This window comes from Sphingomonas aliaeris (assembly GCF_016743815.1).
GTDB lineage: Bacteria > Pseudomonadota > Alphaproteobacteria > Sphingomonadales > Sphingomonadaceae > Sphingomonas > Sphingomonas aliaeris.
This window is the reverse complement of sequence record NZ_CP061035.1, coordinates 3424211-3445667: the sequence shown is the minus strand read 5'-3', so window position 1 is coordinate 3445667 and position 21457 is coordinate 3424211. Positions and strand designations below refer to the sequence as shown.

23 protein-coding genes, 1 tRNA gene and 2 pseudogenes are annotated in these 21457 nt (G+C 65.8%); 20 read left to right on the top strand and 6 right to left on the bottom strand.

Annotation, left to right across the window (positions count from 1 at the left end):
* Positions 1-3: 3 nt before the first annotated feature.
* Positions 4-813 (bottom strand): hypothetical protein, encoded by an 810-nt coding sequence (locus H5J25_RS21435; protein WP_318781329.1) that lies wholly within the window; start codon positions 811-813, stop codon positions 4-6.
* A 59-nt stretch (positions 814-872) separates the two neighbouring features.
* Between H5J25_RS21435 and H5J25_RS16310 the strand changes: the two genes are divergently transcribed.
* Both H5J25_RS16310 and H5J25_RS16305 read left to right on the top strand, forming a co-directional pair.
* Positions 873-1301: a GtrA family protein gene (locus H5J25_RS16310; protein ID WP_225883188.1), complete on the top strand. Its 429-nt coding sequence runs from the start codon at positions 873-875 to the stop codon at positions 1299-1301.
* A gap of 12 nt (positions 1302-1313) precedes the next feature.
* Entirely contained in the window at positions 1314-2045 is a 732-nt protein-coding gene (locus H5J25_RS16305; protein WP_202092882.1) for a class I SAM-dependent methyltransferase, read from the top strand.
* Between the two features lie 54 nt (positions 2046-2099).
* On the opposite strand, the gene H5J25_RS16300 is transcribed toward H5J25_RS16305, so the two are convergent.
* Together H5J25_RS16300 and H5J25_RS16295 are read right to left on the bottom strand one after the other, a co-directional pair.
* Complete coding sequence (locus tag H5J25_RS16300) at positions 2100-3053, bottom strand: IS110 family RNA-guided transposase (protein ID WP_202090443.1); 954 nt, start codon at positions 3051-3053, stop codon at positions 2100-2102.
* Positions 3054-3318: 265 nt separating this feature from the next.
* Positions 3319-4351: pseudogene (locus H5J25_RS16295) on the bottom strand (glycosyltransferase family 2 protein).
* 92 nt (positions 4352-4443) lie between these two features.
* On the opposite strand from H5J25_RS16295, the gene H5J25_RS16290 reads away from it, so the two are divergent.
* A complete protein-coding gene (locus tag H5J25_RS16290) occupies positions 4444-4680 on the top strand; it encodes a type II toxin-antitoxin system Phd/YefM family antitoxin (protein WP_202092880.1) in 237 nt (78 codons plus the stop codon).
* On the top strand, positions 4677-5063 hold the full coding sequence (locus H5J25_RS16285; RefSeq protein WP_202092878.1) for a type II toxin-antitoxin system VapC family toxin: 387 nt from the start codon (positions 4677-4679) through the stop codon (positions 5061-5063). The genes H5J25_RS16290 and H5J25_RS16285 overlap by 4 nt, the downstream gene beginning before the upstream one ends.
* On the opposite strand, the gene H5J25_RS16280 is transcribed toward H5J25_RS16285, so the two are convergent.
* Positions 5007-6296 carry a dicarboxylate/amino acid:cation symporter gene (locus H5J25_RS16280; protein WP_202092876.1) on the bottom strand — a complete coding sequence of 430 codons (1290 nt, stop codon included), beginning with the start codon at positions 6294-6296 and terminating at the stop codon, positions 5007-5009. The genes H5J25_RS16285 and H5J25_RS16280 overlap by 57 nt on opposite strands.
* 73 nt (positions 6297-6369) lie before the next feature.
* Between H5J25_RS16280 and glmM the strand changes: the two genes are divergently transcribed.
* The 7 genes and pseudogenes from glmM to H5J25_RS16245 all read left to right on the top strand — a co-directional run bounded on the left by glmM (position 6370) and on the right by H5J25_RS16245 (position 13261).
* The gene (gene glmM / locus H5J25_RS16275; RefSeq protein WP_202092875.1) at positions 6370-7722 is read left to right on the top strand and encodes a phosphoglucosamine mutase; all 1353 of its coding nucleotides are present in this window, start codon (positions 6370-6372) and stop codon (positions 7720-7722) included.
* Between the two features lie 322 nt (positions 7723-8044).
* A complete protein-coding gene (locus H5J25_RS16270; RefSeq protein ID WP_202092874.1) occupies positions 8045-8269 on the top strand; it encodes a DUF1272 domain-containing protein in 225 nt (74 codons plus the stop codon).
* 4 nt (positions 8270-8273) lie between these two features.
* Complete coding sequence (thiD, locus tag H5J25_RS16265) at positions 8274-9161, top strand: bifunctional hydroxymethylpyrimidine kinase/phosphomethylpyrimidine kinase (RefSeq protein WP_202096497.1); 888 nt, start codon at positions 8274-8276, stop codon at positions 9159-9161.
* The gene (locus H5J25_RS16260) at positions 9158-9778 is read left to right on the top strand and encodes a ribonuclease HII (RefSeq protein WP_225883187.1); all 621 of its coding nucleotides are present in this window, start codon (positions 9158-9160) and stop codon (positions 9776-9778) included. Before thiD ends, H5J25_RS16260 begins: the two co-directional genes overlap by 4 nt.
* 202 nt (positions 9779-9980) lie before the next feature.
* Entirely contained in the window at positions 9981-11123 is a 1143-nt protein-coding gene (locus tag H5J25_RS16255) for a site-specific DNA-methyltransferase (protein WP_318781328.1), read from the top strand.
* Between the two features lie 132 nt (positions 11124-11255).
* A pseudogene (gene folP / locus H5J25_RS16250) lies at positions 11256-12321 on the top strand (dihydropteroate synthase).
* 55 nt (positions 12322-12376) lie between these two features.
* Positions 12377-13261 (top strand): bestrophin family protein, encoded by an 885-nt coding sequence (locus tag H5J25_RS16245; RefSeq protein ID WP_202092873.1) that lies wholly within the window; start codon positions 12377-12379, stop codon positions 13259-13261.
* Positions 13262-13268: 7 nt separating this feature from the next.
* On the opposite strand, the gene H5J25_RS16240 is transcribed toward H5J25_RS16245, so the two are convergent.
* The gene (locus H5J25_RS16240; protein WP_202092872.1) at positions 13269-14693 is read right to left on the bottom strand and encodes a sigma-54-dependent transcriptional regulator; all 1425 of its coding nucleotides are present in this window, start codon (positions 14691-14693) and stop codon (positions 13269-13271) included.
* 157 nt (positions 14694-14850) lie between these two features.
* Here H5J25_RS16240 and H5J25_RS16235 point away from each other — a divergent pair, with 157 nt between their 5' ends.
* From H5J25_RS16235 to H5J25_RS16205, 7 genes are all read left to right on the top strand, one after another.
* Positions 14851-14976 (top strand): aa3-type cytochrome c oxidase subunit IV, encoded by a 126-nt coding sequence (locus H5J25_RS16235; protein ID WP_202092871.1) that lies wholly within the window; start codon positions 14851-14853, stop codon positions 14974-14976.
* A 9-nt stretch (positions 14977-14985) separates the two neighbouring features.
* Positions 14986-16107 carry an NAD(P) transhydrogenase subunit alpha gene (locus H5J25_RS16230; RefSeq protein ID WP_202092870.1) on the top strand — a complete coding sequence of 374 codons (1122 nt, stop codon included), beginning with the start codon at positions 14986-14988 and terminating at the stop codon, positions 16105-16107.
* 2 nt (positions 16108-16109) lie between these two features.
* Positions 16110-16469 carry a PH domain-containing protein gene (locus tag H5J25_RS16225; RefSeq protein WP_202092869.1) on the top strand — a complete coding sequence of 120 codons (360 nt, stop codon included), beginning with the start codon at positions 16110-16112 and terminating at the stop codon, positions 16467-16469.
* Between the two features lie 141 nt (positions 16470-16610).
* Entirely contained in the window at positions 16611-16919 is a 309-nt protein-coding gene (locus H5J25_RS16220; RefSeq protein WP_202092868.1) for a proton-translocating transhydrogenase family protein, read from the top strand.
* Positions 16920-16962: 43 nt separating this feature from the next.
* Positions 16963-18444, top strand: a complete 1482-nt coding sequence (locus H5J25_RS16215) for an NAD(P)(+) transhydrogenase (Re/Si-specific) subunit beta (RefSeq protein WP_202092866.1) — start codon at positions 16963-16965, stop codon at positions 18442-18444.
* A gap of 227 nt (positions 18445-18671) precedes the next feature.
* The gene (locus H5J25_RS16210) at positions 18672-19613 is read left to right on the top strand and encodes a MarR family winged helix-turn-helix transcriptional regulator (RefSeq protein ID WP_202092864.1); all 942 of its coding nucleotides are present in this window, start codon (positions 18672-18674) and stop codon (positions 19611-19613) included.
* Positions 19614-19688: 75 nt separating this feature from the next.
* A tRNA-Val gene (locus H5J25_RS16205) sits at positions 19689-19764 on the top strand.
* A 24-nt stretch (positions 19765-19788) separates the two neighbouring features.
* On the opposite strand, the gene H5J25_RS16200 is transcribed toward H5J25_RS16205, so the two are convergent.
* Complete coding sequence (locus H5J25_RS16200) at positions 19789-20352, bottom strand: helix-turn-helix domain-containing protein (RefSeq protein ID WP_202092862.1); 564 nt, start codon at positions 20350-20352, stop codon at positions 19789-19791.
* A 90-nt stretch (positions 20353-20442) separates the two neighbouring features.
* Here H5J25_RS16200 and H5J25_RS16195 point away from each other — a divergent pair, with 90 nt between their 5' ends.
* Positions 20443-20877, top strand: a complete 435-nt coding sequence (locus H5J25_RS16195) for a DUF6456 domain-containing protein (RefSeq protein ID WP_202092860.1) — start codon at positions 20443-20445, stop codon at positions 20875-20877.
* Positions 20874-21428: an MOSC domain-containing protein gene (locus H5J25_RS16190; protein WP_202092858.1), complete on the top strand. Its 555-nt coding sequence runs from the start codon at positions 20874-20876 to the stop codon at positions 21426-21428. The genes H5J25_RS16195 and H5J25_RS16190 overlap by 4 nt, the downstream gene beginning before the upstream one ends.
* The last annotated feature ends 29 nt before the right edge of the window (positions 21429-21457 follow it).

Sequence of the window (21457 nt, the reverse complement as noted above, 5' to 3'; positions counted from 1 at the left end):
CGCTCAGCCAGACGGGGGGTCAGCGCATCGCATCGCAGCACGCGGTTGGCATTGGAGGCGAACAGGACGTAGCCGATCGCGCTGCCCGCACCCAGCGTCAGCGCATAGATCATCAGGCGACGTGCCTCGGCCCGGTCCCATACCCAGCGCAATCCGATGATCGCACCGGCCATCGCGACATAAGGCAGCATCTCCAGCCCGATCGTCAGCGAGAATGCACTGGCCGCGCCCACGATCGCGCCCCCCGCGCGCCTGACGGGGATCGCACAATCCCGCTACCGTCAGGCTCAGCATCGCCAGTTGCCAGCCGTGATGATCAACGCGGTCGGGCATGAACATCAGCATCGTCGCGGTCGCGCCGACCAGAAACACGATGGCGAGCGGCCATGCGACCGGGCTGACCAGCCGGCGCACCGTCGCGGCCAGACCGATCATCGTGATCGACAGGGGCAGCAACGGCGCCAGCCCGCACGCCATCCGCTCCGCCTCGCCCGTCCCGACGAATGGACGGAACAGCAGGATCATGCCCGCGATCGGCAGGTCGACCAGCCGGCTCCAGTGGATGTCGAAGCCCTTGGGCGGGCTCAGCCGGTATTGCCGCAGATCGTACCAGCCCTGCCCGTCGAGCAGCGCCCGCACCTGTGCCAGCCGCATATTGTCGTCGGTATCGCCCAGCGACAGCCAGTGGATCGAATTCCCCCGGTCGAACACGTACCAGCCGACCAGCAGCACCCATGCGATCAGCGTCAGCTTCACCCAGTTGCGATCCAGTTCGTCTCGCAACTGCACGCCGGATTTTGCAGGTTCGTTCAAAATGCTTTCCTCACCCCGTCCCGCGCTCTACTGCCACCGTCACAAAGGGCAAGGCAGGCGTGACCGCGATCATCAGACAAATCGAAAGCCTGCGCGCGAGTGGCCTGCTTGGACAGATCATCCGGTTCGGCATTGCCGGCGGAATTTCGACGGTGATCTATCTCGCCGTTTTCCTGCCGCTGACGCATTGGGTGTTTCTCGGGGCCAAGTCGGTCTACGCCGTGCCGCCCGCATTCGCCGTGGCGGTGACGGCGGGCTATTTCCTGCACAGCCGCTGGAGCTTCAAGGGGCACGGCACGCGCGAGGCGGGTGGCCAGCAGCAAGTGAAATTCGTCGCGGTGCAAAGTTCGGGCGTCGCGCTGAACGCACTCGTCACCTGGATCGGCACCGCGCATTTCGGGCTGCCGGCCTGGGCGATCGCATTGCCCGCGATCGCGCTGGCGACCATCTTCACCTTCATTCTCAATCGCTGGCTGGTGTTCGGCTGATGGCCAAAATCAATGGATAGAATCGTCTACGACCGCATGGCTGCGCATGATTCCACGCATTGGTGGTATCGTGCCCGGCGCGACATTCTGGCCGATTATCTGACGCGGGAGGGGCGACTGCCGGAACAGGCGCGCATCCTGGAGATCGGCTGCGGCACGGGGCACAATCTGCCCATGCTGGCCAGTTTCGGCAGCGTCGAGGCGATCGAGATCGATCCCGCCGCGCGCGACATCGCGTCGCTGCGGCTCGGCCGGCCGGTCGGCGATGCGCCATTGCCGATCCTTCCGGGCATCGAGCGCGATGCCTATGATCTGATCGCAGTGCTCGACGTCGTCGAACATATCGAGGACGACGTCGCCGCGCTGAAGGCGATGGCCGCATGCCTGAAGCCCGGCGGCAAAATCCTGATCACCGTCCCGGCGCATCAATGGCTGTGGAGCGCGCACGACGTGGTCAATCATCATCACCGGCGCTATTCGAAGAAGACGCTGGCCACGGCGCTGGCCAAGGCCGGGTTGGAGCCGCGAAAGCTCGGCTATTTCAATTCGCTGCTCTTCCCGCTCGCCGCCGCCGCACGGCTGGCGGGGCGGATGACCGGGCGCGACGACAGCGACGATTCACCGCCGCCAAAGGCCGTGAACAGCCTGTTCGAAACGATCTTCCGGATGGAACGCCATCTCGTCGGCCGCGTGCCGATGTCGCCCGGCGTGTCCATCATCACGCTGGCCGAACCTAAAGGCTGAGCGTTCGTCCGGCAGGATTGAACCACTCCAACCGTTCGTCCTGAGCAACTGTGTTCACGCGGTGCGATATTCGGTATTGTTTTTGACCATCGCGTTGAGGGTTACGAGCAGTTTTCGCATTGTGGCGACGATGGCAAGCTTGAAGGGTTTGCCGGCCTCTCGCAGGCGGTTGGTGGTAGCGGCGAGTTGCCCCTTGCCCGAGCGCGCGATGCTGAGCGCGGCCAGATAGAGACAACGTCTGATGCTGGGCCTGCCGCCCGAGCATCGCCCCGGCCGGCTGGTCTTGCCGCTTTGGCGATCGAAGGGGGCGAGGCCAGCAAGCGCTGCGACCTGTCGACTGGAGAGGCGTCCGAGTTCTGGCATGCGTGCCAGCAGGCATGCGGCAACGACCGGCCCGACGCCGGGTGCTGTGCGGAGCAGGGCTTCGCGAGCGGCCAGATCGGGCGAGGCGGCGATGACGCTGGCAATGGCTTTTTCGATGCGCAGAACCAGGGCCTTGAGCCGTGCGACCTGCGCGACGACGAGGCGGCGCATGGCGGGATCGGCGATGCTCTCCAACTGATTGCCGAACTGGACCGCCTGGGCGACGGCAAGATCGCGCATGCGGACATGCTCGGCCAGCCTCACGGCCTCGGGATCATGGACATAGGGCGTCAGTTCGGGATGCAGTGCTGCCAGACACCGCGCGATGACGGCCGCATCGAGTGGGTCGGTTTTCGCGAGTTGTCGCTCGGCACGGGCGAAACTGCGCACGCGTGCCGGATCGAGGAGATAGGCTGTAACGTCCATCCGATCGAGCAGGATGGCGAGCTTGCGCTCGTAACCGCCCGATGCCTCGAAGCCGATCCGCAGGCACGCCGTACCGGCAAGCCGGACAAGCTTGCGGCCGAGTGCGGCAATGCCGGTCTTGGTATTGGGTACCCGCCAGAGCATTCCTGCCGGATGAGCGTGGATAACGAGTTCGTCCTTGGCAACATCGATGCCGACAAAGAGGTCGGAGTGTGACATGATCCGGTCTCCCAAGCTTGTCATGCGGGGTCCGTAAGCACGGCCCCAGGCAACTGTCCGGGGTTTGGGAAGACGGATGTGGCCCTGCTCAGGAACGGTCTTTGTCGACCGGCTTGTCGAACGGCCTCACATCCGCCGCCTGAGCCGGGTGGCCACCCGGCTCAGGCACCTTGCCGATTACACCATTCCAGACAGACAAGCTTGTCGAAGGGCGTGTCCCCGGAACAGGTGCTTCGACAGGCTCAGCACGAACGGAATAATGGGATTACTCCGCAGGACGCGAGATCATAGCCTCGACCGGTCCCGGCGGCAGTGGCTCCATGCGAGGTTCGGCACGATATCCGAGCGTCGCGACCCCCTGCACCGGTCCGGCAATGTCCGACACCAGATACAGCGGCCGCCGCTTCGATTCGACGTACAGCCGCCCGAGATATTCGCCGATCATCCCCAGCACGAACATCTGCACCGCGCCGATCGCCACGACGATCAGCATGGTCGACGTCCAGCCCTGCACCGCGCTGCCCGACAGGAAACCGATCGCGATATAGACGAACAACAGCGCCGACATGCCCGTCAGCGCGAGTCCGACATGACTGGCGAAGCGCAGCGGCGCGGTCGAGAATCCGGTCACCGCGTCGAAAGCCAGCCGCACCATCTTGCCCAGCGGGTAATTGGTCTCCCCCGCATGCCGTTCCGCCCGGTCGTACGGGAACGGCACCTGGCGGAAACCGATCCACGCGACCATCCCGCGGATGAAGCGCGCCTGTTCCGGCAGGCTCAGGAACGCGTCCAGCGCACGCCTGCTCATCAGGCGGAAATCCCCCCGTGTCGAGCGGGATCGGCGTGTCGGTCAGCCGGTCGAGCATGCGATAGAAGATCGCCGCCGTCAGCTTCTTGAACACCGTCTCGCCTTCGCGCTTGCGTCGCACGGCATAGACGACGTCGGCATCCTGCGCGGCCATCGTTGCGCGCATGTCAGCCAGCAATTCGGGTGGATCCTGCAGATCGGCATCGATGATCAGGATCTGCTGCCCCGCGCACAGGTCCAGCCCGGCGGTCAGGGCAAGCTGGTGGCCGTGGTTACGCGACAGGTTGATCGCGACAAGGTGCGGATCGCCGGAGGCAAGCCGTTGCATCACGGGCCAGCTTTCGTCCTTCGACCCATCGTTGATCAGGACGATCTCGTAATCCTCGCCCACCGCGGTCCGCGCGGCGGCGGAAATACGCGCATGCAGGATGTCGAGGCATGCCGCCTCATTGTAGCACGGGACGACGATGGAAAGCGCAAGCCGGTTCATGGAACTCCAATAGCGCGCGCGATACCCGCCGTCACTCGCGAGATTGCAGTCATGGGGCGGGTTAGCTATATGACTTAGCTAAGGAGACTCAAATGGCGACGACGGTGAAAATGCACGAGGCGAAGACGCATCTGTCGAGCCTGGTCGCCCGCGCACTCGCCGGCGAGGAAATCGTCATCGCCCGCGGGGACAAGCCGCAGGTCAAGCTTGTGCCAGTCGATGCCAAACCCAAGCGCGTGTTCGGCGCGATGAAGGGCCAGTTTGCGATCGACGACCGCTTCTTCGAACCTCTGCCGGAGGAGGAACTCGCGGCCTGGGAGGGTAAATGAGGCTCCTCCTCGATACTCATGCGCTGATCTGGTTCCTGCTCGGCAATACGAGATTGAGCCCGTCCGCTCGCGAGGCCATCGATGATGACGAAAATGTCGTTCTGGTAAGCGCCGTTTCGGCGATGGAGATCGCGACGAAATACCGCATCGGAAAACTTCCCGACATGGCCGGGATCGCCGGGCGCCTCTCGACCATCGTGCCCGCGCAAGGGTTTGCGACGTTGGACATTACGGTGGCCCATGCCGACGCTGCCGGGCTGCTCCCGTTCGATCACCGCGACCCCTTCGACCGCCTGCTGATCGCTCAGGCGCAGGTCGAACAGGCTCTACTGGTGTCCAACGAGACCCTGTTCGACCGCTTCGGCGTGCGGCGCCTCTGGTAAGCCCGCGCCGCCGCCGCGCCGCCGCGACAGCGTGACGGTCGTCGCAAGGTCCATCATCACGTTGCCCAATGTCCGCACGATATCGGGCATCGTCTCCACTGCGACCAGCAGGCCCAACGGCGCGACCGGCGCGCCGATCGCCGACGCGACGGGCGCGATCGCGCTGACATAGCTGACCGTCCCGGGCAGGCTGACCGACCCCAACGAGGTCAGCGTGGCCACGACCGCGCCGACCGCCAGCGTGCCCGCGGTCAGTGGTACGTCGAACCAGACCGCGACATAAATCGCCACCGCGAAGTTCATAGCAGGCCCGGTCGCGCGGAAGATCGCCACGGCCAGCGGCAACGTGACGCCGGATGTCGTCACGGGCACGCCCAATTCGCTCGCCCCCTCGACCATCGCCGGCAGCGACGCGAGCGAGCTTTGCGTGCTGATCGCCACCGCCTGCGCCGGCAACGCCGCCTTGACGTAGCGCCCCAGCCCGATCCGTCCGCCGAACACCGCCAGCGGATAGGCGCAGGCCGATACGGTCAGCCCGACCGCCATGATCGTCAGGATATAATGGACCAGCGCCCCGAACGCGCCCGTGCCTGCCTTCGCACCGACCACCAGCGCCAGCGCGAACACGCCGACCGGGCCGACCCACAGCACCCATTCGATCACCACCAGCATCGTCTCGCGCACCGCGATGAAGAAATTCGTCAGCAGCGTGCGCAGGTCGGTGGCGATGCGCGCCATTGCGAAGGCGAAGATCAACGCGAAGATGATCAGCGACAGGAACGCGCTCTCCGACGCTGCCTTGACGACGTTGGACGGGATCACCGCCGCCAGGAAATCGCCCAGCGGGGGACGGGGCCGACCGCAGCGACGCCGGTCATCGCGGCGCGCAACCGGGCGGCCGATTCTGACCGGCAGCGGCACGATTTCGAGGAACAAAGGCGTCAGGATCGCCGCCGATACCGCGGAAAGGAACAGGATCGTGACGTACATCGCGATCGCCCGCCCGGCGAGCCGCCCCGCCTGCGCCGCTTCCGCCGTCGCCGCCACGCCGGTGATCAGCAATGCGACCACCAGCGGCACGATCGTCATCTGCAACGCGTTAAGCCAGGCAGTGCCGACCGGCTGCGCCACCGCGACCACGCCGTCCACCGATCCGGCGGCATAGGCGGCCAGCGCGATGCCGGCGATCAGCCCCACGACCAGCGCGAGCAGGATACGGGTGGCTTGCGACATGCAGATCCTTCGATATGGCGATATGACTGATAGACGTTAGAATGCGCGCACATAGCGGACGGGAAGCCGGGAAATGGCAAGAAAATATTTCGGGACTGACGGCATTCGTGGCGTGACCAACGGCGCGAACATGACCGCGGCGATGGCGATGAAGGTCGGGATGGCGGCCGGCGCGCACTTCCGGCGCGGCGATCACCGCCACCGCGTCGTGATCGGCAAGGATACGCGCCTGTCCGGCTATATGCTTGAAAATGCGATGGTCGCGGGGTTCACCAGCGTCGGGATGGACGTCGTCCTGCTCGGGCCGATGCCGACGCCCGCGGTCGCGATGCTGACCCAGTCGATGCGCGCCGACATGGGCGTGATGATCTCGGCCAGCCACAATCCGTACGGCGACAATGGCATCAAGCTGTTCGGGCCGGACGGCTACAAGCTCAGCGACGAGGACGAGCGCGCGATCGAGGCGCTAATCGACGGCGCTGAAAACGGCGAGATCCCGCTCGCCGCCCCGCCGGAAATCGGCCGCGCGCGCCGCGTCGAGGATGCGCAGGGCCGCTATATCCACTTCGCCAAATCGACTTTCCCGGAAGATCTGACGCTCGACGGGTTCAAGATCGTCGTCGATTGCGCGAACGGCGCGGGATATCAGGTCGCGCCCTCCGCCTTGTGGGAACTCGGCGCGGAGGTGATCACGCTCGGCGTCACGCCCAACGGCAAGAACATCAACGACGGCGTCGGATCGACAGCGCCTGGCCTGCTGTGCGAGACGGTGGTCGCCTCGGGCGCGCATCTCGGCATCGCGCTCGACGGCGATGCGGACCGGCTGATCGTGGTCGACGAACAGGGCCATGTCGTTGACGGCGACCAGCTGATGGCGACGATCGCCACCGGCTATGCCCGCGCCGGCCGGCTCCGGAACGACGGGCTGGTCGCGACCGTGATGTCGAACCTCGGGCTGGAACGGCATCTGGCAGCGCAGGGAATCGGCATGATCCGCACCGCGGTCGGCGATCGCCACGTGCTGGAGGCGATGCGCGCGCAAGGCTATAATGTCGGCGGCGAACAGAGCGGCCACATCATCCTGTCCGATTATGCGACGACGGGCGACGGCCTGGTCGCGGCGTTGCAGGTGCTCGCCGAACTCGCCTGGGCCAAGGCACCGGCGAGCGAACTGCTCCACCGGTTCGAACCGCTGCCACAATTGCTCAAGAACGTGCGCTTCAAGGGCGGCAAACCGCTGGAGGCCGACGCCGTACAGGCGGTGATCGCGGAGGCGGAGGCGGAATTGATCGGCAAGGGGCGGCTCGTGATCCGCCCCTCGGGCACCGAACCCGTCATCCGCGTCATGGCCGAAGGCGACGACGCCGCGCAGGTCACGCGACTGGTCGACCGCATCTGCGACGCGGTGCGGGTGGCGGCGGAGTGATTTTGGGTCGGGCTGCGCGTTGCGTGGTCCCGGATTGCCAGGATCGCCGTCATTCCCGCGAAGGCGGGAATCCAAAGTCTCCGATGCTTGAAGATGATCACCGGCGGCTGAGAATATAGATTCCCGCCTACGCGGGAATGACGGACGTGGAGCGAGGGCTTCCCTTCTCGCTCCTTCCCGCTCGCGAGAGGACGCCCTTCTAAACTCCCCTCCCGCTTGCGGGAGGGGCTGGGGGAGGGCATGAGAAACACGCTACGATCCCTGATCGCCCCGGCCCTCCCCGACCCCTCCCGCAAGCGGGAGGGGAGAAGAAGATCCTACAATGCTAGACATGCGCCCCGATTGCGAACGATGCGGAACCGACCTGCCCGCGCAGGCGCCCGGTGCGTTCATCTGCTCGTTCGAATGCACCTTCTGCGCGGACTGCGCCGATGCGCTGGACGAACGCTGCCCCAATTGCGGCGGCGAACTGCTGGATCGCCCGGCGCGGACCGGCAAGGCATTGTCCGCCAATCCCGCCTCGACCGTGCGCTACTTCAAGGGCTGATCCGGTGGCCGCATCCCGCACGCCACCACGCATCCTGATCGTCGCCGGCTCGGATTCGGGCGGTGGCGCGGGCATTCAGGCGGATATCAAGACGATCACGATGCTCGGCGGCCATGCCATGACCGCGATCACCGCGATCACAGCGCAGAATACTCTGGGCGTGCAGGCGGTACACATGGTCCCGACCGATATCGTGCTGGCGCAGATCGAATCGTGCGTCTCCGATATCGGCGTGGATGCGGTGAAGATCGGCATGATCGGATCGGCCGCGACCGCGCACGCCGTGGCGGAGCGGCTGGCCGGACTGAACGTCCCGATCGTGTTCGATCCCGTCATGGTCGCGACCAGCGGATCGGTGCTGGCGGACGAGGATACGATCGCCGCGTTCGAACGGCTGATGCGGATCGCCAGCGTGGTGACGCCGAACCTTCCCGAACTGGAGGCGCTGAGTGCCGCGCTCGCATCTAGTAGCGATCATCCCTCCACCGTTCGTGCTGAGCCTGTCGAAGCACCGTCCCTCCGACCGGACGCTAGAGAAAAGCACAGTGCTTCGACAGGCTCAGCACGGGCGGGAATGGAGTTGGCACGCCGATTTGGCACAACGATCCTGGTCAAGGGCGGTCACACCGAAACCACCGACGTCACCGACATTCTCTATGCCCCCGCCGGCGAAACCGCGCGCTGGTCCGCCCCCCGCATCGACACCACCAGCACGCACGGCACCGGCTGCACGCTCGCCAGCGCGATCGCAACCGGGCTGGGGCAGGGGATGGACCTGCCCGATGCCGTCGCCCGCGCGATCCGCTTCGTCCGCCGCGCGCTGCAGGCCGCCCCCGGCTTCGGCAAAGGGCATGGCCCGATGGGCCAGCAATCGGTAACGGACATCCGGTGACCCGCCCGTTCCGCCCCAGTTTGCGCCATGAAAAACTCTGCCTCGCCCCCGTTGCGGGCGTGGACGAGGCGGGGCGCGGTCCGCTGGCCGGACCCGTCGTCGCCGCCGCCGTCATCCTGCCGGCCAAGGGTGTGCCGCGCGGGATCGACGATTCGAAGAAGCTGTCCCATGTCGAACGCACCCGGCTGCACGATCGGCTGCGGGGCTGCGCGCAGATCGGCGTCGGGATCGTCGAGGCGGACGAGATCGACAGCCTCAATATCTATTGGGCGACGATGAAGGCGATGACGCTGGCGGTCGAGGCGCTGATTCGCGACGGCTGCGCGCCCGGCCACGTGCTGGTCGACGGCAACCGCCTGCCGCGCTGGAGCCATGCCGCCACCGCGATCGTCTCCGGCGACGCGATCAGCCTGTCGATCGCCGCCGCCTCGATCGTCGCCAAGCATACGCGCGACACGATCATGCTCACTCATGCGGAGGCTTTTCCGCATTATGGCTGGCACACCAACAAGGGTTACGGATCGCGCACGCACCTCGCGGCGCTGCGCGAACATGGCCCGTCGCCGATTCACCGGCGCAGCTTCGCCCCCGTCGCGCAGGCGGGTTTCGATTTCTGACGCGATCCTCGGCGGGTTGAGTCTTTTTCGCCACACACCAGTGCTTGGGGCCTGTGGATAACTCTGGACTCAACATCTGGCGACGGTGCCAGAATGTTCCGCTTCGACAACGAGTCCGCCCGGAATCCCATTAACCAAAGTTCGCTTGACCGGAGTCCCCACATCCGCAGGAGTGGCCGCGTTAACGACGGGGATGTGATTCATGGGGGTTATCGACAAGGTCCGCGAAAGCGCACCCGCGTCCGTTGCGGAGGCGCCTGCGCTGGCGTTCGAAACGCTGCCGCTGGACCAGATCCTGATGGGCGAATGCATCGCGACGATGCGCGCGCTGCCCGCCAAGTCGGTCGACCTGATCTTCGCCGATCCGCCCTACAATCTTCAGTTGGGCGGTGATCTGTCGCGCCCCGACGGCAGCCATGTCGACGCCGTCACCGACGATTGGGACAAGTTCGATTCGCTCAGCGCCTATGATCGCTTCACCCGCGAATGGCTGTTCGAGGCGAAGCGCATCCTGAAGGACAATGGCGCGATCTGGGTGATCGGCAGCTATCACAACATCTACAAGGTCGGCGCGGCGATCCAGGATCTGGGCTATTGGATCCTCAACGACATCGTCTGGCGCAAGGCCAATCCGATGCCCAATTTCAAGGGCACGCGCTTCACCAACGCGCATGAGACGCTGATCTGGGCGTCGATGGGCGAAAAGGCGCGCTACACGTTCAACTATCGCAGCATGAAGACGTTGAACGACGAACTGCAGATGCGCAGCGATTGGGAATTCCCGATCTGCGGCGGACAGGAAAGGTTGAAGAAGGACGGGGTGAAGGTTCATCCGACGCAGAAGCCGGAAGCGCTCATCTATCGTATCCTGCTCGCCTGCACGAAACCCGGCGACGTCGTACTCGATCCGTTCTTCGGCACCGGCACGACGGGTGCGGTGGCGAAGCGGCTCGGCCGGCGCTGGATCGGGATCGAGCGCGAGACGCTGTACGTGGCGGCGGCGCAGGAACGGATCGACGCGGCGCTCCCGCTCGATGAATCCGCATTGACCACGATGCAGAGCCCCAAGGCCGCGCCACGCGTCGCGTTCGGCACGATCGTGGAGAACGGCCTGCTTACCGCGGGCGCCGTGCTGGTCGATGCCAAGCGCCGCTACAGCGTCACCGTGCGCGCCGACGGCTCCGTCCTGTCGGGCGACCAGACCGGGTCGATCCACAAGCTCGGCTCCGTCCTGCAGAACGCGCCCGCGTGCAACGGATGGACCTTCTGGCATTACGAGACGCCCAACGGACTGAAGCCGATCGACACGCTGCGTCAGCAATATCTGCTGGCGACGCAGCCCTGACGATTACGGGCCACCCGGCTCACGGTCGTGTGGCCCTTCGTTCCAGCCCTCCGTTCGTTTCGAGCGTAGTCGAGAAACAGGTAATCGGGGCCGGTTTCTCGACTTCGCTCGAAACGAACGGATAATGGGCCAATGACCAAATTCCACCTCCGCCCGATCCAGTTCGTGGACACACCGATCGGCCTGCCCGACGGCTCGGTCGCGCGGCTTGCCGGCGGGATGCAGTGGTTCGCCGCTTATGAGGTGATCGCGGACGGCACGCGCCGCACCGTGCCGATCGCGGACTTCGATCGCATGCTGGGGGGCAACGACCGCGCGACCCGCCTGCACCGCGCGATCACGTCCCCCGCGCGCACCGCTCACGCTCGGCGACCGGACCTTGCGCTTCGACCAGCCGGCCATCGCCGGAATACTGAACGTCACGCCGGACAGCTTTTCGGACGGCGGTGCGCGGGGCGACGATCCCGCGCTTGCCGCCGCCGCCGGGTTCGACATGACCGTCGCCGGGGCCGCCCTGATCGACGTCGGCGGCGAATCGACCCGGCCCAAGGCGCAGCTCGTCTGGGAAGGTGACGAAATCAAGCGGGTCGTGCCCGTCATCGAACGGCTCGCGGGCAGCGGTTCGCTCATCTCCGTCGATACGCGCAAGGCCGCGGTGATGGAGGCGGCGCTCGCGGCGGGCGCGCACATCGTCAACGACGTGTCCGCCTTGATGTGGGACGATCGCGCGCTCGGCATCGTCGCGCAGGCCGGATGCCCGGTGATCCTGATGCATTCGCCCGATCCCGCAAAGGGCCCGCATGGCGACGGCAATTACCGCCACGTGCTGACCAACGTGTTCGACTGGCTGGAGGCGCGCGTCGCCGCAGCGGTCGCCGCCGGGGTCGATCGATCGCGGATTCTGGTCGATCCGGGCATCGGTTTCGGAAAAAGTTTATCGGATAATCTCGCGCTGCTGAACGGCCTCGCACTCTTCCACGGGCTCGGCTGCCCGATCATGCTCGGCGCCAGCCGGAAGCGGATGATCGGCGCGCTGTCGAACGAAGCCCCGGCGGATCAACGGCTTGGCGGATCGGTCGCGCTGGCGCTGAAAGGAGTCGAGGCGGGCGTCCAGCTGCTCCGCGTCCACGACGTGGCCGAAACGGCGCAGGCGATCCGCGTCTGGCGGGGGTTGAAGGACCAGGCACTGGTCGGCTGAAGATGCATCCCTTGGGCGTTTTCTGCGTTCCTGCGGCGCCAATAGGGGGAAATACATGATCGTGGATGCAGTGCCGCGCGTGCGGCATATCGTTGCGAACGTCTGGCGGCCGTTGACCGCTCTGTTCATCTGGGACGTGGCGGTGACGGTCGCCTATTTCTATTATCCACTGACCGCGCCGTCCTTGCCGCTGACGCTGTTCGGTTCGGCGCTGGCGCTGTTCCTCGGCTTTCGCGACACGTCCGCCTATCAGCGCTGGTGGGAAGGCCGCGTGCTGTGGGGCGCGATGATCAACGCCTCGCGCAACCTCGCCCGCACCGCGCGCAGCTATCTGCCGGACGAGGAGGCACGCGATCTCCAGCGCGCGATCCTCCTGCGGCAGATCACCTATGTCCACGTCTTGCGCTGCCAGTTGCGGCGGCAGGATACGTCGTTCGAACTCAACCGTTTCCTCTCGCCCGACGAGGCCGCCCCCGCCGCCGCGCGGACGAACAAGGCGAACGGTATCCTCGACGGCACCGGGCGGCGGATCGATCATGCCCGCGCGCAGGGCTGGATCGACACGATGCAGCAGGCGGCGATGGAGGATATCCTGGTCGACATCGCCAATGCGCAGGGCGGAATGGAGCGGCTGAAGAATACGCCGCTGCCCAATCAGTACCGCTTCTTCCCCACCTTCTTCACACGTTTGTTCTGCCTCCTCCTCCCCATCGGCCTCGTCGAAACCCTCGGCATCGCAACGCCGATCGGATCCACCGTCGCGGGGCTGATGTTCCTGGCGGTGCTGCAGATCGGCGACGATCTGGTCGATCCGTTCGCGGGCAAGCTGCACGACGTTCCGCTGACGGCGATGACGCGCACGATCGAAATCGATTTGCTGGAGGCGCTGGGCGATCCCGCGCCGCAGCCGGTCGTGCCGGTCAGCGGCGTGTTGTGGTAGCCACGGCTCAGGCGGCGGCGTTGTCGATCCCGAGTTCGCCGAGCTTGCGGTACAGGGTCGAGCGGCCGATCCCCAGCCGGCGGGCCACTTCGGTCATGCGCCCGCGATAATGGCCGATCGCGAGGCGGATGACGTCCGCCTCGATCTCTTCCAGTGCGCGCAGATTGCCGTCCGCATGGAATAAGGTCACCCCGCCCGAGGTCGCCATCGGCGACGGAACGGGCGTGACGTGGCGGGCGGCGCCCAGTGCCGCGATCTGCGGGAAATCCGCCCGGGTCAGCGCATCGCCGTCGCACAGCACGGCGGCCCGGAACAACGCGTTCTGCAACTGGCGGACATTGCCCGGCCAGTCATAGCTGCCGAGCAGGTCCAGCGCGTCGTCGGTGATCCCCAGCGGCCGCAGCCCCGGTTGCTGCGCGACCCGCGCGAGCAGGTGGCGGGTGAGCGCAGGGATATCGGCGATCCGGTCGCGCAGCGGCGGGATCGTAACCTGCACCACGTTCAGCCGGTAATACAGATCCTCGCGAAACCGGCCCGCCTCGACTTCCTCGATCAGCCGTTTGTTCGTCGCGGCGATGACCCGCACGTCGACTTCGCGGGCATGCCGCGCGCCGATCGGCTGGATATCGCCATTCTGCAGCACGCGCAGCAGCTTGACCTGCGCCTCGAGCGGCATTTCGCCCACTTCGTCGAGGAAGATCGTGCCGCCGTCCGCTTCCTGGAATCGCCCGATCTTGCGTTCGAACGCCCCGGTAAACGCGCCCTTTTCATGCCCAAACAATTCGGATTCGATCAGGTTGGGCGGCAGCGCACCGCAATTGACCGTGACCATCGGCTTCTTCGCGCGCGGGCTGGCGGCATGCACCGCCTCCGCGACGACTTCCTTGCCGACGCCGCTTTCGCCCTCCAGCAACACGGCGACGCGCGCGCGGGCGGCCTTGGCCGCGATCGCCAGCGCCGCGCGGAAATCGGGTGCCGATCCGACGATCTCGTCGAACGCCAGCAAGGCGGGGATCTTCTCCGATAAAGGACGCAACTCGCCAGCGCTCTTGCCTGCCACCGCTGCGTCGAGCGCGCTCAACAGGCGTTCGGGGGCCAGCGGCTTGACCAGGAAATCGGTCGCACCCGCGCGCATCGCGCCGACCGCCTGCGCGACCGATCCGTTGGCGGTCAGCATCAGCAGCGGCAAAGCGGGGCGCCGTTCGCGGATATCGGCGATCAGTGCGGCGGCATCCGCCTCGGGCGCCCAGTGATCCAGCAGGATCGCATCCAGCTGCATGCCGTCCTGAGTACCGAGGATCGCGATCGCCATTTCACCGTCATTGGCGAACACGGCGCGCCAGCCCCGGCGCGCGGCGATCGCCGCGACCAGCCGGCGCTGGGCCGGTTCGTCGTCGATCAGCATCAACAGGCGCTGTCCGTTGCGCGTCATTATTGGTCCCGTTCCCCGTTGCAGCAACCCCCCCTACACACGGCGAGTAAAGACCAGCTTAAGCCGCCCCAATCAGGGACATGGGGGACAGGGGGTTGAGGGGAGCGGTCCTGCGGGCTAAGCGAGACACTACAAAAGCTTTCTGGGGATAGAGGCAATGGCTGGCAAAGGTGATCTGAAGGCGCACGAACAGACCTATTTTCAGGTCATCGGTATGCTGAAATGGGGTGCCGTTGCCTGTGCCGTGATCGCCGCTGCGGTGATCTGGCTGATCGCGCGCTAAGCGCCGCGGGTGAAGATCGCGGTCCTGAAAGAACAGGCGACCGGTGAAAACCGCGTCGCCGCGACCCCTGAAACGGTGAAGAAGTTCATCGCCCTGGGCGCCACGCTGGCGGTCGAGGCGGGGGCAGGCGAGGCCGCTTCCTTTGCAGATGCGGATTATGCCGCCGCGGGGGCGACGCTCGGCAGCCGGGCCGAGACGCTGACCGGCGCGGATATCATCCTCGCCGTCTCGTCGCCCGATCCGGCATCGATCGGCGGCGCCGCGCCCGGCGCGTGGCTTGCGGCCAGCCTGAACCCCTTCGCCGATCCCGCACGGATCCAGGGCTATGCAGATGCCGGGGTCGAGGCGCTGGCGATGGAATTCATGCCGCGCATCACGCGCGCGCAGTCGATGGACATCCTGTCGTCGCAATCGAACCTTGCCGGCTACAAGGCGGTGCTGGATGCCGCGGCGGAATATGGCCGCGCCTTCCCGATGATGATGACGGCGGCGGGCACCGTGTCCGCCGCGCGCGTCTTCGTCATGGGCGTCGGCGTGGCGGGTCTCCAGGCGATCGCCACCGCGCGACGGCTGGGGGCGCAGGTGTCCGCCACCGACGTGCGGTCGGCGACCAAGGAACAGATCATGTCGCTCGGCGCGAAGCCGATCTTCGTGGAGAACGTCAAGGGCATCGAGGGCGAAGGCGCTGGCGGCTACGCTGGTGAAATGTCGCCCGAATATCAGGCAGCGCAGGCCGAACTCGTGTCCGGCCACATCGCCAAGCAGGATATCGTCATTACGACGGCGTTGATCCCCGGCCGCCCCGCGCCCCGTTTGATCTCCGCGGCGCAGGTCGCCAGCATGCGCCCCGGCAGCGTCATTGTCGATCTCGCGGTCGAGGCGGGCGGAAACGTCGAAGGCGCGGTCGCGGGCGAAGTCGTCACCGTCAACGGCGTCAAGATCGTCGGCCACCGCAACGTCGCGGGCCGCTTGGCGGCGGATGCGTCGGCCCTGTTCAGCCGCAACCTGTTCAACTTCCTCAGCGCCTTCTGGGATAAGGAGGCGGGCAAGCCCGTGCTCGACGAAGAGATCGGCGACGCGATCCGCCTCACCAAAGACGGCAAGATCGTAAACGCGCGGTTGCTCGGATAGGCATGGGCCTGCTCCACGCCACGGCAGCCGATCCGCGCGAACTGATCGAGAAGCATCGCGAGGCGCTGACCGATGGCGAGACGGTGTTCTACTGCTACAAGACGGTGCGCGATTATATCGCGTTCACCAACTGGCGCGTGCTGTACATCAACGTGCAGGGGCTGACCGGCAGCAAGCGCGAATATATGACCGTGCCGTATCGCTCGATCACCGCATTCTCGATCCAGAGCGCGGGCACGTTCGATCTGGATGCGGAACTCAGCATCTATCTGTCGGGTCACGATCCGATCGAGTTCCGCGTCGGCCGCAATACCGACATCCACAGCCTTCAGGGCTTTCTCGCCCAGAAGCTGGACCGGTAGCCGGATCGATGGCGCCTTTCCTGTCCTACATACGCGTTTTTTGCGACATCGGGCCTGACGGGGCTTCGGGGGGTGGCGTCAGCGTCGCACCGGGGCCAATACCGTGTGACCTTGTGTGAACTTCGCCTCCGGAGAGACTGAATGGACTTTATCAGCATCCTGTCGATCTTCGTCATGGCCTGCTTCGTCGGCTATTACGTCGTCTGGTCGGTGACACCGGCATTGCACACGCCCCTGATGGCGGTGACGAACGCTATTTCCAGCGTCATCATCGTCGGCGCGCTGATCGCGAGCGCGGCGGCGGGGATCGGCGGTACGGGCGCGACATCGAAATGGCTCGGCCTGCTCGCGGTCGTGCTGGCCAGCGTCAACATCTTCGGCGGCTTCGCGGTCACCGCGCGGATGCTGGCAATGTACAAGAAAAAGCCCGCGGCTGCGGCGAAACAGTAAGGTCCGCATCCCGGTTCGCCGGGCTGACGGTTAAGGGGGCAGGATGGAACACGTTGCAGTAAATCCTTGGGCGTCGCTGGCGTATCTCATCGCGGGCGTGTGCTTCATCCTCGCGCTACGTGGCCTGTCGTCGCCAGCCACGTCGCAGCGCGGCAACCGCTACGGCATGATCGGCATGACGATCGCGGTCGTCACGACGCTGCTGACGCATATTCCGATGATCGACCTGCTCGTCGTCGGGTCGACTCCGGCGTTCGATTATTCGGCGATCATCGCCCGCGTCGATTACGTCACGATGCTCGAAATCCTCGCCGCGATCGCGCTCGGCGGCGTCATCGGCCTGCTCACCGCGAAACGCATCGCGATGACCGACATGCCGCAGCTCGTCGCCGCCTTCCACTCGCTCGTGGGTCTTGCCGCCGTCCTCGTAGCCGCCGCCGCCTTCCTCAATCCGCAGGCGTTCGGCATCGTCGACGAATTCGGCCAGATCCTGACGGTCAGCCGGATCGAAATGGGTCTCGGCATCGCGATCGGTGCGATCACCTTCTCCGGATCTGTCATCGCCTTCCTGAAACTCAACGGCAATATGGGCGGCAAGCCGATCATGCTGCCCGGCCGCCATGTCCTCAATCTGGCGGTGCTGGCCGGGATCATCGGGCTGGTCGGCTATTTCACCCAGGATCAGAGCCCGTGGGTGTTCTGGACGATTACCGCGCTCAGCTTCGCGATCGGCTTCCTGCTGATCATCCCGATCGGCGGGGCGGACATGCCGGTCGTGGTCAGCATGCTCAACAGCTATTCCGGCTGGGCGGCGGCGGCGATGGGCTTTACGCTTCACAACAGCGCGATGATCATCACCGGCGCGCTGGTCGGTTCGTCGGGCGCGATCCTCAGCTACATCATGTGCAAGGCGATGAACCGTAGCTTCATCAGCGTGATCGCGGGCGGTTTCGGCGCGGAAGCAGCCGTTTCGGGCGGCGATGCCAAGGAACAGCGCCCGTGGAAGCGTGGTTCGGCCGAGGATGCGGCGTTCCTGATGCAGCAGGCCGAACAGATCATCATCGTCCCCGGCTACGGCATGGCGGTGGCGCAGGCACAGCATGCGCTGCGTGAAATGGGCGACAAGCTGAAGGCGCACGGCGTCCGCGTGAAATATGCGATCCACCCCGTCGCGGGGCGCATGCCCGGACACATGAACGTGCTGCTCGCCGAGGCGAACGTGCCGTATGACGATGTGTTCGAGCTGGAGGATATCAACGGCGAGTTCGCGCAGACCGACGTCGCGTTCGTCATCGGTGCGAACGACGTAACCAATCCGGCGGCAAAGACCGACAAGACTTCTCCCATCTACGGCATGCCCGTGCTCGACGTGGAGAAGGCCAAGACGGTGCTGTTCATCAAGCGCAGCATGGGCGGCGTGGGCTATGCCGGCGTCGATAACGACGTGTTCTATATGGACAATACGATGATGCTTCTCGCCGACGCGAAGAAGATGGTCGAGGAGATCGTGAAGAACCTCGAATAGCGCGGCCGGGCCACCGTCACCCGGCCCAAACCGTCCGGATCTGCCGTATCGGCGGCGATATCGATCCGGAATGGCGCTTTCGTCCTCGTCAACCCAGTGACTTAGCTTATCGTTGGTCCGGTCCGGCCATAACGGACACGATCTCGGGCCGTTGTAATCCGTAAATTGCGTACTCGGTCACTACAGGCGGGATTGGCCGGAACTTGCAACGGGCGGCGAACGGGAAGATGCACGACACCAGGTACGACATGCGTTCGGGCGCGATCGTCATCGCCGATGGTCTGACGGCCGAACGGCTGGCGGCCGACGCGGTCGAACTCGCCGGATGCCGTGTCGTCAACCGCTACGGCTGGGCCGCGGCGGATCGCTTGCGGGATCATGGCGCGATCGACCTGCTTGCGATCGATACCCGCACCGTTCCGGATACGACGCTCGACGCCATGTTGCCGATGATCGACCATGTCGCGCAGGATAACGGCGCGCGGATCGTCGCCGCCATCGACCTCGACCAGATCGATATCGTTTCGGCCGCCGTCTTCGGTCGCCACGTCCAGCTGCTGGTCGCCCCGTCGATGGCGGAGCAGGTCGCGGCGCTGACGATCGCCGGGGCGATGCGGCTGGACAGCCATGTCAACGAAGCGGGCGACGCCGAAGCCTCCCGCTTGCGACGCCTGAACGAGGAGGTCGCGCGGATCGCGGAGACGCTCGCCCGGCTGACACGCAGCGATGTTACCCCGGCCGATCGTCCCGGCACGAAGGTCGGCGATCGCGCATTGGGCTACGGCATGTCACCGGCGGATGGCGCTGCCGCAAACGGGGCGGCGGTCACCGCCCACGATCTGCGACAGTCGATCCGCGCGCGCCGCCTGCGCCAGCAATTCTTCGAACCGCGACTGCTGGAGGATCCCGGCTGGGACATGCTGCTCGACCTCTACGCTGCCGAACTGGAGCGGGCTCAGGTGTCGGTTTCGTCGCTGTGCATCGCCGCTGCCGTCGCCCCCACGACCGCACTTCGCTGGATCGGGAAGATGACCGATGCCGAGCTGTTCGTTCGCGTCCCCGATCCGTTCGATCGCCGCCGCGCTTACATGGAATTGTCGGAAAAAGCCCGTTCCGGCATGCGCGGCTATTGCTCCGCCGCCCGCCGCGCAGGCCTTCCGATCGCGTGAAAGGTTGCAACCGGGCGCAGCTTTTGGCATGCGCGCCGAACCACGCGGTGCATTCCCCGGGAATCGCGCCGCAGGGGGCGATTAGCTCAGTTGGTAGAGCGTCTCGTTTACACCGAGAATGTCGGCGGTTCGAGCCCGTCATCGCCCACCACCCTCCCTTCCCGTCGGCAGCGACCTATAGCGAGCGGACCAGCTTCACCGCTGGCGCGATCCAGGGCGGATCGCTGACCACCTGCTGCCGGCCGCCGGCTTCCATCGGCAGGATGTGCAGCTTTCCGCCATCACGGCCGATCAGCCGCCCGAACACGAACCGCCCCGCCGGGCGTGGCACCAGCACGTCGCGATTGACCGCATTGGCATAGCGATCCGGCGCGATCGTCTCGCACCAGATCTCGTCGCCGCGCCGATAGTCGCCCGTGCCCGCCGCGACGGTGATCGCAATCAGCCCCGGGGTCGCGGCGGGCGGGGTCAGCAGGATCGCCTGCTTCGGCGCAGTGACGCCGCCCGCATCGAGGATCGCCGCGACCGGAATGCCGCTCCGGTCGGGCAGGGTGACCAGGTCGGCCGCCGCGACGCCCAGCGCATCCGCGATCCGATTCAGCCATCCGACCGATACGGTGCGCGTTCCCGTTTCCAGCCGTCCGATCGTCTGCGCGGTCGTCGGCGGCTGACAGGCGCGGGCGACATCGTCCAGCGTCATGCCCTTGGCGCGGCGCACTTCGCGAATGGATGTGATCATGATGCTATCCCTAACCAGATCGGTTCCCGTCTGTCCTACAAAGATGACGATATGGCAAGCGCTCGCCTCGATCGATGGTGGAGACGGACGATGCGCGATTTGGTGGAACGGGCGATGCCGGGAAGTGCGCGACGCCGCGTCACGGTCAATCTCGCCGAATCGCCGCTCGGCTGGCTGCGTGCGCGCAAACTGATCGACGCGCGCCAGTTCGAGGCGGGGGAAAGGCTGCGGGCCGATTACGAGATGGCGGCGCTGGGCCCGCGCGTCACGATGCAATGGGAAGCACGCGTCGATGGCGGAACGACCGGCCTCGATCCCACCCTTTCGCAGATCGCGGCGAAACGGCGGTTCGACGCGGCGATCGATACGGTCGGACCCGGGCTGAACGACGTCCTGTGGCGCGTCGTCTGTGCGTGCGAGGGGCTGCCGACGGCAGAAAAGGCGCTCGGATGGCCCGCGCGCGCGGGGCGTGTCGTGCTGACGCTGGCGCTGGACCGATTGGCGAGCCATTATGGCCTGCGATGAAGACGGAAACTCAAGCCCGCGTCGAGGCGGCGGCGTCGGATGATGCCCACCGGTTCGGCAAGATATGCCGCGACGAGATCAGGCTGATCGCAGGGCTGGGCGTCGAGGGCGATGCGCATCTGGGCGTCACCGTCCAGCACCTGTCGCGCAAGGCGAAGGATCCGGACGCGGCCAACCTGCGCCAGGTCCACTTGATCCACGGCGAATTGCTCGACGAATTGGCCGCGAAGGGTTTCGCGGTTGCGCCGGGCGAGCTTGGCGAGAACATCACCACACGGGGCGTCGCGTTACTCGATCTGCCGGAGGGCACGATCCTGTCGCTGGGCGCGGAGGCGAGCGTGCGCGTCACTGGCCTGCGCAATCCGTGCGTCCAGATCGACCGATTGCAGAAAGGATTGATGGCCGCGACGCTGGATCGCGCGCCCGACGGATCTCTGATCCGCAAGGCGGGCGTGATGGCGGTGGTGGTGACCGGCGGGATCGTCCGGCCGGGCGATGCTGTCGGGATCACGCCTCCGCCAGGGGTGCCGCGCCCGCTCCCGGTCGTCTAGACCAGTCGAATATCCTCACGAACTTTCGA